12 protein-coding genes and 2 pseudogenes are annotated in these 16,431 nt (G+C 34.2%); 4 read left to right on the top strand and 10 right to left on the bottom strand.

Features of this window, described 5'->3' with window-relative positions:
- Positions 1 to 92 precede the first annotated feature (92 nt).
- Together V6C74_RS00625 and V6C74_RS00620 are read left to right on the top strand one after the other, a co-directional pair.
- Positions 93 to 428, top strand: a complete 336-nt coding sequence (locus V6C74_RS00625) for a helix-turn-helix domain-containing protein (RefSeq protein WP_002434996.1) — start codon at positions 93 to 95, stop codon at positions 426 to 428.
- Positions 429 to 548: 120 nt separating this feature from the next.
- Positions 549 to 1,967 carry an anion permease gene (locus V6C74_RS00620; RefSeq protein ID WP_002435042.1) on the top strand — a complete coding sequence of 473 codons (1,419 nt, stop codon included), beginning with the start codon at positions 549 to 551 and terminating at the stop codon, positions 1,965 to 1,967.
- A gap of 75 nt (positions 1,968 to 2,042) precedes the next feature.
- On the opposite strand, the gene rarD is transcribed toward V6C74_RS00620, so the two are convergent.
- From rarD to V6C74_RS00595, 5 genes are all read right to left on the bottom strand, one after another.
- Positions 2,043 to 2,945 (bottom strand): EamA family transporter RarD, encoded by a 903-nt coding sequence (rarD, locus tag V6C74_RS00615; protein WP_002454253.1) that lies wholly within the window; start codon positions 2,943 to 2,945, stop codon positions 2,043 to 2,045.
- A 175-nt stretch (positions 2,946 to 3,120) separates the two neighbouring features.
- Positions 3,121 to 3,330 (bottom strand): zinc ribbon domain-containing protein, encoded by a 210-nt coding sequence (locus tag V6C74_RS00610; protein WP_002454254.1) that lies wholly within the window; start codon positions 3,328 to 3,330, stop codon positions 3,121 to 3,123.
- 80 nt (positions 3,331 to 3,410) lie between these two features.
- Positions 3,411 to 4,415 (bottom strand): DUF418 domain-containing protein, encoded by a 1,005-nt coding sequence (locus V6C74_RS00605; protein WP_103175468.1) that lies wholly within the window; start codon positions 4,413 to 4,415, stop codon positions 3,411 to 3,413.
- A 209-nt stretch (positions 4,416 to 4,624) separates the two neighbouring features.
- Positions 4,625 to 5,134: a YfiT family bacillithiol transferase gene (locus V6C74_RS00600; protein ID WP_016898495.1), complete on the bottom strand. Its 510-nt coding sequence runs from the start codon at positions 5,132 to 5,134 to the stop codon at positions 4,625 to 4,627.
- 155 nt (positions 5,135 to 5,289) lie between these two features.
- Positions 5,290 to 6,105, bottom strand: a complete 816-nt coding sequence (locus V6C74_RS00595) for a LysR family transcriptional regulator (RefSeq protein ID WP_103175467.1) — start codon at positions 6,103 to 6,105, stop codon at positions 5,290 to 5,292.
- A gap of 125 nt (positions 6,106 to 6,230) precedes the next feature.
- On the opposite strand from V6C74_RS00595, the pseudogene V6C74_RS00590 reads away from it, so the two are divergent.
- Positions 6,231 to 7,377: pseudogene (locus tag V6C74_RS00590) on the top strand (MFS transporter).
- A gap of 8 nt (positions 7,378 to 7,385) precedes the next feature.
- On the opposite strand, the gene V6C74_RS00585 reads toward V6C74_RS00590, so the two are convergent.
- Positions 7,386 to 7,874 (bottom strand): MepB family protein, encoded by a 489-nt coding sequence (locus tag V6C74_RS00585; RefSeq protein WP_103175466.1) that lies wholly within the window; start codon positions 7,872 to 7,874, stop codon positions 7,386 to 7,388.
- 42 nt (positions 7,875 to 7,916) lie between these two features.
- Positions 7,917 to 8,339: a MarR family transcriptional regulator gene (locus tag V6C74_RS00580; RefSeq protein WP_002454260.1), complete on the bottom strand. Its 423-nt coding sequence runs from the start codon at positions 8,337 to 8,339 to the stop codon at positions 7,917 to 7,919.
- Between the two features lie 224 nt (positions 8,340 to 8,563).
- On the opposite strand from V6C74_RS00580, the pseudogene V6C74_RS00575 reads away from it, so the two are divergent.
- Positions 8,564 to 10,222, top strand: a pseudogene (locus V6C74_RS00575) (FAD-binding dehydrogenase).
- A gap of 241 nt (positions 10,223 to 10,463) precedes the next feature.
- On the opposite strand, the gene V6C74_RS00570 reads toward V6C74_RS00575, so the two are convergent.
- The 3 genes from V6C74_RS00570 to V6C74_RS00560 all read right to left on the bottom strand — a co-directional run bounded on the left by V6C74_RS00570 (position 10,464) and on the right by V6C74_RS00560 (position 16,248).
- Positions 10,464 to 12,173: an ABC-ATPase domain-containing protein gene (locus tag V6C74_RS00570; RefSeq protein WP_049390870.1), complete on the bottom strand. Its 1,710-nt coding sequence runs from the start codon at positions 12,171 to 12,173 to the stop codon at positions 10,464 to 10,466.
- 170 nt (positions 12,174 to 12,343) lie between these two features.
- The gene (locus V6C74_RS00565) at positions 12,344 to 13,684 is read right to left on the bottom strand and encodes a sugar porter family MFS transporter (protein WP_002434924.1); all 1,341 of its coding nucleotides are present in this window, start codon (positions 13,682 to 13,684) and stop codon (positions 12,344 to 12,346) included.
- A 233-nt stretch (positions 13,685 to 13,917) separates the two neighbouring features.
- Positions 13,918 to 16,248 (bottom strand): YSIRK-type signal peptide-containing protein, encoded by a 2,331-nt coding sequence (locus V6C74_RS00560; protein WP_002454265.1) that lies wholly within the window; start codon positions 16,246 to 16,248, stop codon positions 13,918 to 13,920.
- Between the last annotated feature and the right edge of the window lie 183 nt (positions 16,249 to 16,431).

Below are 16,431 nucleotides of genomic sequence, written 5' to 3'. Positions count from 1 at the left end.
CGTCAATAAGTTTTGGTACATTTTAAGCGTAAAACTTAGATGGTTAGTCAACAAGAAGGCACTTTTTTGTAACTACTGCTTGGAGGGATAAAATGAGTCTTAATACTTTAAATTATGGTAATTGTAATAAGGTCATACGTGATGGTTGCCCTATAGAATATGTTTTAAGCGTCCTAGGTAAAAAGTGGAACGGTGTCATCATCAATTATTTATTTGAAGCACCAAGTTTTTATAATGAATTACATCGAAGTATATCTGGTATAAGTAGGAAAATATTAACGAATCAATTGAGAGAGTTACAAGCAGAAAATATTGTAAGTAGAATAGAAACTAATGATAATCCTAAGAAAGTTCAGTACGCATTAACTCTTAAAGGTGAACAACTTTATTACTCACTCAAAACTATGGCAAATTTATTTCAAAGCTAAGATGCACGCTATTGATAATCTTTCTCATTAATATTCTTTTAGGTCTGTACATATCATTTTCAGAAGACTATTATTGAAATGTAAAAAGTTTAATTTGAGACAGAAAGAAGGAAAGTGACGATGGAGAATACGGTTAAATATCGTAAATTCATACTTCCAATTGTTGTAGGATTGATTATTTGGGCACTCACCCCTTTTAAACCTGATGCTTTAAATGACCAAGCTTGGTATATGTTTGCAATTTTTGTGGCTACAATTATCGCATGTATTACGCAACCTATGACAATCGGTGCTGTATCTATCATTGGCTTTACGATTATGGTACTCGTTGGCATCATGGATACAAAATCAGCTGTTGAAGGTTTTGGGAATAGTAGTATCTGGCTTATCGCTATGGCCTTTTTCATTTCAAGAGGGTTTGTTAAAACAGGACTCGGCCGACGTATTGCACTTCAATTCGTAAAATTATTTGGTAAGAAGACGCTAGGTCTTGCTTATTCCCTTGTAGGTGTAGATTTAATTTTAGCACCAGCAACACCTAGTAACACTGCTCGTGCAGGTGGAATAATGTTCCCTATCATTAAATCTCTCTCAGAATCATTTGGTTCAACACCTAAAGACGGCACTGAGAGAAAGATGGGTGCATTTTTAATATTTACAGAGTTCCAAGGTAACCTTATTACGGCAGCTATGTTCTTAACCGCAATGGCAGGTAACCCTATCGCTCAAAGTTTAGCTGAGAAGACCGCTCATGTTCATATTACCTGGATGAATTGGTTTGTTGCAGCTATCGTTCCTGGTCTTATTTCACTAATAGTTGTCCCATTCATTATTTATAAAATGTACCCTCCAACTGTTAAAGAAACACCTAACGCTAAAAAGTGGGCTACTGAACAATTAGAGGAAATGGGCAAAATTTCATTAGCTGAGAAATTTATGATTGGGATTTTTATCGTAGCGTTAATACTTTGGATAACTGGTAGCTTTATCAATATTGATGCGACGTTAACAGCCTTTATCGCGTTATCTCTTCTCTTACTTACAGGCGTATTAAATTGGAAAGATATATTAAATGAAACAGGTGCCTGGAATACACTTGTTTGGTTCTCGGTACTCGTATTAATGGCAGATCAATTAAATAAATTAGGCTTTATTCCTTGGTTAAGTAAACTCATCGCACATAGTTTAGGTGGCTTTAGTTGGCCAATAGTGTTAGTTTTACTCATTCTATTTTTCTTCTACTCACACTATTTATTCGCGAGTGCAACTGCACACGTCAGTGCCATGTATGCCGCGTTACTTGGGGTTGCAGTAGCAGCTGGTGCGCCACCGTTATTCAGTGCATTGATGTTAGGTTTCTTCGGTAATTTACTAGCCTCAACTACGCACTATAGTAGTGGTCCAGCACCAATTCTTTATGCTTCTGGCTATGTATCACAGAAACGTTGGTGGCTTATGAACCTTGTACTCGGTATCGTTTACTTTATTATTTGGATTGGATTAGGTTCATTATGGATGAAATTAATTGGAATGATGTAATTTTTGAACATGATAAAAAAGAATCGCTCAAATGAGCGATTCTTTTCTTATTTAATATACTTTCTCACGAAGCGTTTATTTCGCAATTGGATTTCTCTTAATATTCATATATTGCGAAATACTATATAGAATAATTCCAATCCATATAAATATAAATGTAATTAATTGATGTACATCAAACTTTTCTTTAAAGACGAAAATGCCAAGAATAAACATAATTGTTGGTCCTACATACTGAATAAAACCTGTAAGTGATAATGGTATACGTTTCGCTCCTGCTGAGAACAATATTAGTGGGATTGCTGTTACTGCCCCTGAGAAGACAAGCCAAAATGACGACATATTAAATCCAAACGTCATGTGATGTTGTTGCCATAAGTAGATAACATAAATTATTCCCGCTGGCGCAGTGACAATACACTCTATCGCTATACTGCTAATCGCATCGATATGTACAATCTTTTTAAGGAGTCCATATACACCAAATGATAAGGCGAGCATGATAGATACGAATGGAAATTCACCTATTTTAATAGTCATATAGAGTACACCTATTAATGCAAAGATGATGGCTAACCATTCAAATTTGTTAAATCTCTCTTTTAGGAAAATGAGTGCTAGCACGATACTGACAAGTGGATTAATATAATAACCTAAACTTGATTGAAGTACATGACCATTTGTTACTGCCCATATAAAAGTTCCCCAATTTATCGTGATTACATATCCCGCTACAATAATTGCTACAAGTTGTACAGGATGTATAAATAATTGATTCACATCTCTAAGGAACGCCTCTCGTTGTTTGCGCCCTACTACAAGCAGAAGAATCATAAATATCATTGAGAAAATAATTCTAAAAGCAAGAATTTCAAATGCACCAATATGATCTATAAGTTCCCAATAAATAGGGAGTATCCCCCATAAAACGTAAGCACCTAACGCAAAAAATATTCCTTTTTTATACTCAGATGTCATTAGAAGCCCCCTCACTTTATGTAAAATAAAAAATGAGCGTTATTTCAGCTCATTTTATAGTATGTTTATTTAGTTTACTAATTCTTTACTATGAATGATACAAATCTGTTTAAAGATATTTGGTAAAAAATGAATTTTAATTAATAACGCATGAGATTTGGATTCAAAAAAATGATTATCCCCCAAAGAATAAGTCTATGAAGTCACTTGCACGGTTAGAACTTTCCTTGTAAAACTCGGTATAACCACAATTCGTACATGTGATTGTTTTAAAGTTATTGTGCTGAACATCAAACATTTTCGATAAACCTGATCCTGTAGCAGATAGTGTTCCTTCTTCTATTTCCGTATGACCACACTTCACGCAACCTTTCTCTTTAGTCATTTTTATTCCCCCTTAATTCTTTTATTAATTAACCTATTACACATTGAAAGGTTTATAAAACACTATTCTTAATAGGGACTTTATGAATTAATTTCTTTAGCGACTTTTACTTTCTTAGGTACATTTTTATAGGTCCATTTACGCCACAACGCTTCAAGAGGGCCTTTACGATAACGTTTAAGCCACCAATGTGTCACTAACATACTTATTATGAGGATAGGTAGCGCAATACAGATTGATTGAATTGGTGTTGGATGATTATATGGGAACACAAATCTTATAAAGAAATATAGTAATAACATTTGAGCCATAAAATTCGTAAACGCTGTTTTACCTAACTTTTCAAAAGGTACTAAAAGACGTTGAACACTCTCTTTATCAGTAATGAATAATAGTATTATGAAGTAAATGAGCGTTTGGAATGGTGTGACTAAGTCTTCTATATTCATCCATGATAAATTAGAACCAATATACTTTATTCCGATTAAAACAATAATAGCTGCTAAGCAAATAAGGAATGTATTTAAGAAAAACTTACGATGGTGCTTAAATCTATAAATCATACCACTTTGTGACATGTACATCCCAAATAGCATCACTGCCATTGCATCAATTAAATATAAGTTGGAATTCGTATCTACAAATGTCATGATAATGATGCTTAATAGTGTAAGAATTGAAATCCATAAATTATAGCGTGCTTGAGGTAATAAGAATAACCACATGATGACAGCGCCACATATTGCATATTCTGCGTATGGTAATGATAAAATCATACCAAAGATACCTACGACAAATAGAAAGAGTAAACGTCTAAACATCAGCTTTAACGGTGAAAGTGATTTTTTACGCGCATTATTCATAAATATGCCCATTCCGATACCAAATAATAAAGTAAACAACATAATAAAACGTCCATCTATAAATAGTGAGAAAAATTGTTTAATCATACAATCTAGACTTGTAAAATGAGGTTTCTTTTCATCTCCGAAAATGGGCAACACTTCTGAAACATTTGCAAAAAGAACGACTGAAATCGCTATGCCTCGAATAATATCTAACTCAACTATACGCTTCTTATCCATAACATAACCTCCTTATCTTTATGATAGGAGGCTGAAAAATTTCGTGCATTTACCTAATCTTACATTTTGCAGTTAGTTTCTTTCATAGATGAAAGGTTTGTCCAAAGTGCGTCTAAACAAGAGTAATATTAATACATCATTGTAATAAGGATAAGACAATATTGTCCCATCCTTTTGACTTTCGTCATATTATTAGACAACCCTCTGTCTTAATTTGAAAGTGCAATTTTAATGTGTTCTAGATGATGACGCTCATGCCATGATAATTTAGCCAATAAGAATGCTACGGTTAAGTCACCTGTTCCCTCTAAATTAACTTTCCTTTCAAGGTCCGAGTTTGATACGTTTTTACCAATAGCAACAACACGTTGATTTAGGGCATCTAGTAATTGTATAGAAATTTCGATAGGTAAACTTGAGTCTGCTAAATCCACCCACTGATTTTGGTCAAACTCAGGTGCTGATGGGTGTTCCTCAGTTAAGGCTAACTTTAAGCGGCTAAATAATTGCATTTGAGAGTCTGCAATATGATGTACAAGTTGTCTAACTGTCCAACTACCTTCTCGATATTTTTTAGTTAGTTGCTCATCTGATAGGTCATTAACAACATTTTTTAGTTGATCAATATATGTTTCTACTTCACTCATCCATTGGTTCACATCAACTAAAGTTACTTTGTTCGGTAACTCTAATTCTCCTATAGGAAATCTAACATCCATATCCTCCACCCCTTTTCATAATTACACATCCAGTATAATGAATAATTTGAGCGAAAGAAAGATTACACTTTTGCAACAAAGGCATTTATCATAGATATAATTTTCATTAAAACTTTTGTGTAATGATTGCTTTTATGCTGAGATCCTTGTATAAACTAATTGCTTAATATCTCATTTACATACGCGTTTGACGATTCACTAGATGATATGAGACCTATTTCACGTACGTATTCTTCAAGCTTTATATAATTAAGGTTATCACTTACCTTATCCAAGTATGATTCTGGTAAAAGAGTTATACCTTTATTTGCAGAGACATTGGCTAAAATTGTCTCAAAATAATCGTTGTAAACTAATAGATCTTCTTTAATTTTTAAAACTTTGTTTAAAAAATGCAGTGTGTCACATGGTGGTGTTTGAATGTAAATTCTTTCATTACCAAGATTTAACAATGAATTATTCAACTTTTCTCGTCTTTTAGAATAGACTATGAAGTAATCTTCTTCATAAAACTTTTGAGCATAAAAGTTCTTTATCGCCACGTTACCGATATCGCCAATAGCTACATCTATTTCTTTAATTTTTAATGATTCTATCAAGCTAGCTGTATTATCATTAATTATATATTGAAAATTCAAATCCTCAGTTTCTTCAATTTTTTTAATATTATGTGGGTTAATACTCGGAAGTAACCCTACTTTTATGTCTCTTTTGTTTATCTGTGAGTTACTAATTTTTACTTTTTCAACTTCTTCATAAATTTTATTTAGTTTCTCTAGTATTGATTGACCTTCTTTAGTTAAGAACACACCTTTTCTGTTTCTTATGAATATTTGTTGATTTAATTCATTTTCGACTGAAGTAACTCTTTTTCGTATTGCAGGCGTGCTGATATTCATTACCTCTGATGCTTTGTTAAAGCTATTATATTTAGCCACTTCCAATATATCTCTAATATAATCTGTCTCCATATTAATCCCCTTGAAACTTTTAGTTAATACACCATGAAACTCTTTTATTATTCCAAGTTTTATATTTAAATACTAACCTTAATTTACATTATTAAAAACTATTTAGTTTTGCACAGGAGGTTATTATGAAGAAAATACTAATATTAGCCTTGGGAATGTTTTCATTAGGTATGGATACTTATATCGTCGCAGGCTTAATCCCTGAAATGAGTAGAAGTTTAAATCAATCAAGTACTGCAATCGGACAAGGTGTAACAATATTTACACTTGTATTTGCAATTTCTGCGCCATTATTTTCCATCTTTTTAGCTAAGATTAATGTTAAGCAAACACTTATATTCGCTCTAATCATCTTTATTTTTGCGAACATCATGACATCTTTGGCAGTTAATTTACCTATTTATCTCTTGGCAAGAGCAATTGCTGGATTAGGTGCAGGCATCTTTTCTCCAATGGCAGTTAGTACAGGCAGTCAATTAGTGGAGAATAAAAATAGAGGGAAAGCTCTTGCAACTGTGGTTGGAGGCATGAGTATAGGTACTGTCATCGGGGTACCTTTAGGTATTCAAATATCAAATTTAACCTCTTGGAGAGTCACTTTATTATTTATTGTCTTAATAAGTACCCTAACGTGTGTACTTATAGCTATTCACTTTAGAGCAATATTTGCCCCGACTCCACCAAAAGTATCAAAGAAAGATTTAAGCTATTTATACATCCTCATATTATTCGAATAATGACAGTTACAGTGTGTGCAGCAATCGCTAGTTTAGGTTTATATACCTATTTAAGTAAAATTGTTGAACATTATCAAAGTATCTATTCTCTTACTACTTATTTGATGTTGTGGGGTGTTGGAGGCTTGATAGGAAGCTTTAGTATTGGGTTTATTATAGATAGGTTTAAGTTTACTAACCTAATTGTGCTAAGTATAATGATACTTCTTTTATTTAGCTTCATACTTCTACCTATCTCAATCCACACACCTATCGCGAGCTGCCTCCCTTTTTTACTTTGGGGCGCTATGGGTTGGGCTACACAGGCTCCTCAACAACATATACTTATTAAAAATTATAAAAGTTATGGTGAGACTGCAGTAGCATTAAATAGCTCAGTTAATTACTTGGGAAGTAGTATTGGATCAGCTTTATGTGGTTCATTATTATTTATCACTCACAATATAAACATGCTAGTTTATCTATTTTTATTTGTAGTATTGGTTTATTAGTCCAACTAGCAAATATATTAATAGATAAAAAGCAGTCATTTTAAATTCATATCTACCCATATAACCTTAATATAGTCTGTTTATCAATGTTTTCCGTTAAGTCTATAAAATATTTACTCTGCCATACTTGCGTTTTTAGGGCAGTAGAATTTAAGTGTGTAACCCAACTAGGATAAACTCTAAAGGCCATTTTACCTTTCTTAAAATGATTACTTAATATCTCTCGTTTTAATAATTCATCTTTTGGAAAGATAAATTGGCCCAGTTTGTCCTTATCAATCACATTTACTATTAATTTCTCAGGAAAATTAGCATACTCAAATGGTTGATTAACTGACATCGAATCTTTAGTCCATAATGTTTTGAAATATCCCTGTTTTTTATTCGTTTTCTTAGCTAATCTGCTTTTACATTTTATATGATTAATACTCAAATCTAGTGCTTCATATTCTTTATTCCATTTTTCATTAGCATATATTTCAAAGTTTATATTCAAATTTCTCACTAAATCTTCCATCAATTGAACAGACTTAAATGTCATTTACAGTCGCACCTTTTGTTTAATAATTAACGCTATTATGATTTAAGATAAATTAGCACGTTTAGCTCTTTTTATTTGTCGTTCAATACTTTCGATATCGACTTTGCTAATTAACTTTCTATAATCTTTCATGAGTTGTTGAACAATAGAATTGCCTTTGTCTGTAAGATAAATATACGTCGCACGTTGATCTTCTTCACTCATATCCTTACATATTAATGCTTTCTTCGGAGACCGCAGTCGATCTATGAGACGCGACATCGCACTCTGACTCAATTTCACTTCTTTTATTAAATCATTAATTTTATACTTATTATCTTGCGCTTTATATAATTCATGAAGTACATAGAACTCTCTTAAACTAACACCATAGTTTTGTTTGAAATTACGCTCAATCATGTCCTCGATGTATCGAAAATATTCTGTAACTTCAACCCACTCGTCTATTCCGTTGATTTGTGTCATTCTTGCACCTCCATTGATGTCTTTGGTTATTTTAATCTTATTATACATTGTTGCTTCTTTTGTAGAAATAAACATGGATTATTTTATTCATTTGAAAATGAAGTTCACAATAGTGGTGTTCATTTTCATATAAAGGTTATGCGTCAGGGGAACTTAATGATAAAATATGTGTTAACTTGTGCATATTACATATAAAAATCGAAAATTTATAAAGGAGTATATTCATGACTAAAACTGTACATATCATCGGTGCCGGTTTAAGTGGTCTCGTAGCTGCAACGGAACTTCTTAAGAAGGGGTACCATGTGACTTTAATCGACCAAGAACCTAGACAAGCTATTGGTGGCCAAGCATACTGGTCATTCGGAGGCTTATTCTTAGTCAATTCAAAAGTGCAACGTCGTTATGGTGTCAAAGATTCTTATGAATTAGCACTCAATGACTGGTTAGGCTCAGCACAGTTCGACCGTCTTGATGGCGAGGACTATTGAGCTGAACAATGGGCAAAAGCTTATGTTAAATTCGCAACATATGAAAAGGAAGACTACTTAAATCGTATGGGCGTTAAATTAACTCCAATTTTAGGTTGGGCTGAACGTGGTGGCGCTTCAGCATCGGGTCACGGTAATTCAGTTCCTCGTTTCCATATTACATGGGGAACAGGCCCTGGTCTTGTAGAACCATTTAGTAATTATGTCCTTCAACAAGAGCAAGAAGGTCGCGTCACTTTCTTACCTAGACATCAAGTCACATCTATCGACATTGAAGATAATCAAGTACGCCATATTTCTGGGAATATTCTCGAAGATAGTGATGTTGAACGTGGCGCCCCTTCCTCTCGACAAGTAATTGATAAATTTTCATATAATGTCGAACATCTTGTTATTACATCAGGCGGTATTGGCGCAAATATCGAATTAATTAAGAAGTATTGGCCTAAACGTCTAGGCCAAGCCCCTGAACATATGATTCAAGGTGTGCCTGACTCTACTGATGGACGCTTAATTGGTATTTCTGAAAATGCAGGCGTCAACATCGTTAATAAAGATCGTATGTGTCATTATACAGAAGGTATTAAAAACCATAGTCCAATTTGGACTCAACATGGGATTCGCATCATTCCTGGTCCTTCATCAATGTGGTTTGATGCTGAAGGACATCGTATGTCTGCACCAGATTATCCTGGTTTTGATACTTTACACACTTTGGAAACTATTATGAAAACGGGATATGACTATTCATGGTTTATTTTGACTGAAGATATCATTAAAAAAGAGTTTGTGTTATCAGGTTCAGAACAAAATCCAGATTTAACTAACAAAGACATTCAGTTGTTAATTAAAGAGCGATTAAGCAAACAAGCGACTTCACCAGTGAATGCATTTATGGAAAAAGGTGAAGACTTTGTGGTTGCCGATGATTTAGGCACGCTCGTTAAGAAAATGAATGAACTCGTAGATGGTGATCTTTTAAAATACGAAGATATTAAAGCTGAAATTAAATCACGTGATTTGCAAATTACCAATTCATTTAGTAAAGACCCTCAAGTAGCATTTATTCATAATGCACGACAGTTTTTAGGAGATAAAATTGTACGAACTGCAAAACCTAAACCTTTCCTAAGTAATCAAAGTGGTAAATTAATTGCAGTAAAACTTAACATTATTAGTCGTAAAACACTAGGTGGTATTCAAACCGATTTAGATGGACGTGCTATCAACCAACAACGTGAACCTATACAAGGTTTATATGCTGCTGGTGAAGCATCTGGCTTTGGTGGCGGTGGTCTTCACGGTTATCGTGCACTTGAAGGTACCTTCTTAGGTGGTTGTATCTTTAGTGATATTAGAGCTGCTGAAGGTATCGATAAACATAACTTATAATATTTTGAAATTATGGTTACTCATTTAGGATATGGGTAACCTTTTTTTAGGTTTTATACTCCTCGAATTTGTATTCTGCTATTTTACTAACATTTTGTGATGTTATTTTCGCAATAATTTAATAAGTCATATCTACGATGCGAAAAACCGAGCTATAAATAGCATACATAATGGACCATAAAAAGCGTATTGTTAATTTACTCAACAAAGTGAGATTTAACAATACGCTTAATCATTATCTCTATTCAGTTTTATCGCTACGAATGTGTAATCCTCTATATCTATTAATTGTACCTATCAACTCTTGTTTACGTGGTAAGGCTAAATTACCTGGGTGACCTTGATGATGTGAAATAACTTCTAAACCTTCTGCTTCAATACGTTGATATAAACGATCTGTTGCTTCAATCAATGTATCATTATCATTGAGTAATTCGTTGTTAAGATAATCTAACATCACTGCTAAACTATTAGTCTGGCTATCATCGACAAGTTGCTCTAAACCAGAGATTTGGATAGGTTCTTTACCATAAGTAACTGCATTAAGCCCTTTAGCTTTAAAACGACCATCTTTGCCTTTCTTATTGAAGGTAGATTTAAGAGGGACTCTAGACGGAATGCTACCAAATTCACTGTTGGACATATCAAGTCTTTCATATCCTGTAGATTGTGCGATGTCTTTTGCCTCAACTGTCACATCTTTCAAATGATATTCATCCATCATTAATACTTGGTCAGCCACATCAAAGTAATCTCCTGAGCCACCAACAATAAGAATTGTTGAGACATCGTAATCCTCATATAATGGTTTAACTTTATTTGAAAATGGTGTAATCGGTTCTTTTTCGGGAGCAATCAACTTTTGCATACGTCCGTCTCGAATCATAAAGTTCGTCGCAGATGTATCTTCATCGATAAGTAAAAGCGATGTCTGAGCTTCTAAAGCCTCCATCACATTTGCTGCTTGAGACGTACTGCCACTTGCATTTTCTGTTGAGAATTCCGTAGTATCTTTCTTACCTGGCAAGTGATCGATAAATGGTTGAATATTGACTTTCTCAATACTTCTGCCATCTTCAGCACGAATCTTCATCGCATCATGTTGTGTGATGACATACTCTCTACCATCTCCGTCAATGTGATTATATACACCACGCTCAAGTGCTTCGAGTAATGTGGATTTACCATGATAACCGCCACCTACGATTAAAGTAATTCCTTTAGGTATGCCCATACCTTTAATAGATTTTCCACTAGGCAAGTCTAATTGAATCTCAAATTTTTCTGGACTTTGAAACTGAATAGCGTGATGCATAGGACGGTCAGATACTCCACTTTGTCGAGGTAAGATTGCATCGTTAGCAACAAACGAAACAAGGTTGCGTTTGTCTAATTCTTCTCGAATATACATCTGATCTTTAATGAGATTGACTTGATCTTGAAGTTTAGAATGGTCAAGATGTTGATAGTGTAATGCTTGATCAACAATTTCTGGTAAGGTATCGATAATTGTATGTGCAACTGCTTTACCAAGAATTTTACGGCCTGCTGCAGGTAATCCCACTTCGATACGCGCTTCAATGTCAGTATCATTAATCACCACAGAGGTACGCTCTAACATCTCTTGTCCACAACGATCGATTTGTATCTTCCCAGATTTTTTATCCTTTTTTGTTAGCTCTCTCACCTTATTGTGCACTGCTCGCGTTAAGAAATCACTCACAGCAATACGTTTATATTTGTCATCTAATAATTGATCAGGTATGCCTGCCTCATCCCTAGCTACGATACATCTCATTTTAGAAGGTGGTGCAAACGGATCGACTTGTACATGGTCTATCGCAAGTCTAAATTGATCGAATTCATACACACCTTTCGTACGTTTATAGGCACCATATTTTTGCCCATCTAATGACTTTAAAGTGCGTTCTAGCGCTTGAGCACTTTTCAAGATAGACACCTCCATTCAATATATTTCCAACTTTCATTTTTTACCCTGAACATGAAAACTATTAAACGTTCTTTTCATTAATAATAATTAAGCTATGCGCGCATACTTAAAATTAAAAAACACTCCAAGTTCTCAATCATAAATTGAAAACGGAGTGTAATTTAGATGTTTTAATGTGTTTTAGCGCCTGTACGTTCGCGTAAATCATGCTCAATTTCTTCAAGACTACGTCCACGTGTTTCAGGTAAGAATTTAATAACAAATAGCATTGCAAGTATACCAATTACAGCGAAAATTAAGAAGACCCATTCTGTACTTAACGCATCGCTTAAAATTGGGAATAGTAATGACACAATTAATGTACCAATATTAAGCACTAATGCTGAGATACCAGTTGCTGCACCGCGAGCGCGCATAGGGAAAAGCTCTGGTAACATGACCCATAACACAGGTCCCCATGAAATACCGAAGAAAACGATAAATAGAGATAAACATAAGATAATAATCCACGCTGACGATGCTATACCTATTGTCCAAATCAATACTGCCATGATGATAAGTGATGCAATCATCCCAATATTACCAATGACTAATAATTTCTTACGGTCAATTTTATCAACTACAAATAATGCTGCAATTGTAACAAGAACATTAATTATACCTATACCAACTGAACCTAAAATAGATGCCGCTTCACCTAAACCAGCCTTAGCGAAGATAGATGAAGAATAGAAGATAACCGCATTAATACCGATAAATTGTTGGAATATCGCAAAGATACAACCTACAATAAGTGTTCTACCTAACCAAGGCGATTTTATTACTGACCATGATGATTCAGCAATAGCTGAGATTTCTTTCATTTCCTTAAGCTCTTTTTCAATTTCGCTATCGTCATAAGTAATCTTCATAACTTTACGAGCCGCTTCTTCGCTTCTATTTTCAAGTAACCATCTTGGACTCTCAGGCATAAAGTAAATTCCAATAAGTAGAATCACAGATGGTACAACTGCTAAACCAAGCATCCAACGCCAACCTTCAATATTGGCAAATGCATAGTTCACAAGATATGCTGCTAAAATACCAATAGTAATCATTAATTGGTTTAATGAACCGAGTGAGCCACGATATTCTGTAGGGGCCATTTCAGTTAGATACACTGGTACTGTAGACATTGAACCACCGACTGCCAAACCAATAATCAATCGTCCCACAATTAAAAGTGCGAGATTTGTAGAGAATGCAAGTGTTAATGCACCAATAATGAAAACGACGGCAATTAACATTACAAGACGACGACGTCCTAATTTATCGGCTAATGGACCACTACTTCCCGCCCCGATAATGGCACCAATTAACATGGATGATACGACAATCCCTTCTGTCGTACTGTTAAGAGGTATATCTTTATGTATAAAAAGTAATGCACCAGAGATTACACCGTTATCATAACCGTATAATAAACCTCCTAATGCTCCCAATATGAATATTAAATACTTATTCACTTTCATGTAAATCATCCCTTTTTTAAAAACTAAAACAATTATACGCCTAAAATGAAAGCGTTTCAATTTATAATTTATTAAAATTTAATTACGACTAGTTTATTTAGTCTTTTAGATATTAAATATCATTAGACACAATATATCGTGTTGTTTGATTGCGATCTTCATATAGCTTCTTACATAAAAAACACGCCGAAGATAAAGGTCCTCTCTATCAACGACGTGCATATATTGAAAAGTTATTTATCTGTTACTTTTTCATTTTGAACAATTTCTTCAGCAATGCTGTCCCAGAATGCTCTTAAATCATCTACTGAAATACGTGCTTCTGTACCATCTGATCCAACGAAATCACCGTGATCCCATTCATGTTTTACAGGCATTACTTGCCATACACCTTTTTTAATATCTTTCGTTGCAGGTGTGTATGCTTGGTTAAATGGATGTTGTGCTGAAACAACTGAAACTAAGCCATCATTCACTCTCCATTCTTTCTCAGGAACTTTACCAATCACATTGCCTGTAACGATATAGGACATACCCATATTAATATCAGCTTTTTGTCTACCATTCAATGCTGGTCTTGTTGATTCCCCACTGTATGTTTTATATACAATATTTGGATTGAGTGACGTATGGTGATTTAACTTACTTGTACCTTCACGACTTAAATCATAGAATGCATTATCTTTCGTTTTCCATATCTTACTAGTATTCTTAACACGTTTTAGATATTCAGCATTCGTTTCATCGTCTCTTTGAGCAAGACCCCATTGTTTTAAACCTACGTCAACTTTTGAATGTTTACTACCTTGGAATTTAGCGTAATCATATGCAAGTTGGCGAATAAATGGTTCGTTGCCGATATCAGCTGCATGAGTACCATTGTGTGGTGCTGCTAATGTCGTGATTGAAGAAACCATGTTATCTTGGCCACCTTTATATAAAGGAGAAATGTCGCCACCGTGTTTCTTTTGATATTTAACTTCTTCAGGGTTACCTTTTCGAAGCATTTCTTCTAGTAAACGAACAGTCTGTCCACCCATACTATGACCAATTAAATGAATTTTTTGACCAGGCTTCCAATCGCGATACGCCCCAGCATATGTTTTACCATAACGATCATGACCGTATTTAGCAGCATGTGCAGCACCGTAATCAACTGTACCGCCTTTAATATAGTAATATAATTCCACGGCTCTATCATAGTTACTGCCGAATGCACTCACGCTCGCTTCACTAACGTTGTAACCTTTAGCTCTTAGCTCTTGTGTAAGTTTAATTCGTTTACCACCCCAGTAGTTATGACCTAGTACTGGTCCATTATCTGCAGTATATCCGTTGAAACCATGAACAAGTATGATTGGATCATGGTTTTTATATTGAATTTGTGGGAAGGATTTATCGCCTTGCTTTTTAACTTTTGTTTCAGCTTGTTGTGCTGATTTCTTTTTAGGTGTAGCAATCGCATTGCGTGTTAACGTATTTAATCCTTTTTTAGATTGATCATCTTTATCACTAGGTGAAGGATGGTCTGTCGCTTTATCATTCTTTAAATCATTTACTTTAAGTTGTTTATCTTTTGCATCTTTTTGAGATGAATTTGACTGTTGATCATTATTTAAAGCTTCTACTGGAGCTTCTTTTTCTGCAACATCGCTTTGTTGTTCATTATCTTTAGATTGCTGTGTTGTTTCACGATTTAATTCTTTATTTTGAGTTGAAGATGATACTTTATGATTACGTTGCTCTGGTTGAGTTTTATTTGTTTTATCTTTGTCGTTATTAGGTGTTGTTTCATCAGCTTTATTATTTTGAGAAGACTCTGATGTATTTTCATATGAAGATGCTTGATCTTTCACGTCCTCAGATGTTGTTTGCTCTTTTTCATTATCTGATTGAGTATCTTCAGATTTTGAAGTTTCCTCATTATTTCGAACCTTTGCTACTTCTGAATTTGACTCTTGTGTTGTTGTATTAGCATTTTCATCTAAATTTTGCTGTTTATTATCTTGATTTTCTTTTGCAGGTGTTGTTTTAGCTGCACTTTCCTGCTTATTTACTGTATCTTGTTGAGTTTTACTTTCTTGTCCATCATTATTTTCAGGTGATTGCTTTTGTAAGTTTGATTGATTAATATCTTGTTTTGATTGTTTATCTTCTGTAGTTTGATTATCAACTGGTTGTTCTTTTGATTGATCTTTATCTGTCTGTTCCGAAGTAGATTGATCTGTCGTTAGGTCTTCATTAGATTGATTATCATTGTTTGATGGATGGTTCGCAGTGTTTGTTTGCGCTTGGTTTTGTGTTTCATCTTTATGTATAGCTGATGAAGTATCATTCTTAGTTTCAACTGTTTGGCTATCTTTTTGATCATTCGTTTGTGGCTCACTTAAATTTTCATTATCTGCCCCGTGTGATTGTGCTGTATGACTTTCAGAATTCCCTTGTACATCCTGTTCTGCCGCGTGTGCAGCGCCGCCCCCAATAAATAACATCGATGCGACAATGATTGAAGACGCACCAACACTTAATTTACGAATACTGTAAGAGTTCTTTCTGTTTTTCATTTTTTAGCACCTCAGTTTTAATTTTTTAGTTTAGAAGCTTGCTTTAAACGAAAATATTTACGATAGCGCGTGGAATTAACTCAAATATTTTACTCAACCATGCTTTTATCATCTTCATACTCCTTTCTATTAAAAATACCTTACAAATACCTAAAGGTACCTTTATCATAAAATACGAACATT

It is taken from the genome of Staphylococcus capitis subsp. capitis (assembly GCF_040739495.1).
In the GTDB taxonomy this organism is placed as follows: domain Bacteria; phylum Bacillota; class Bacilli; order Staphylococcales; family Staphylococcaceae; genus Staphylococcus; species Staphylococcus capitis.
Note: the sequence above shows the minus strand (reverse complement) of the source record. Positions and strands in the feature narration are given on the sequence as shown.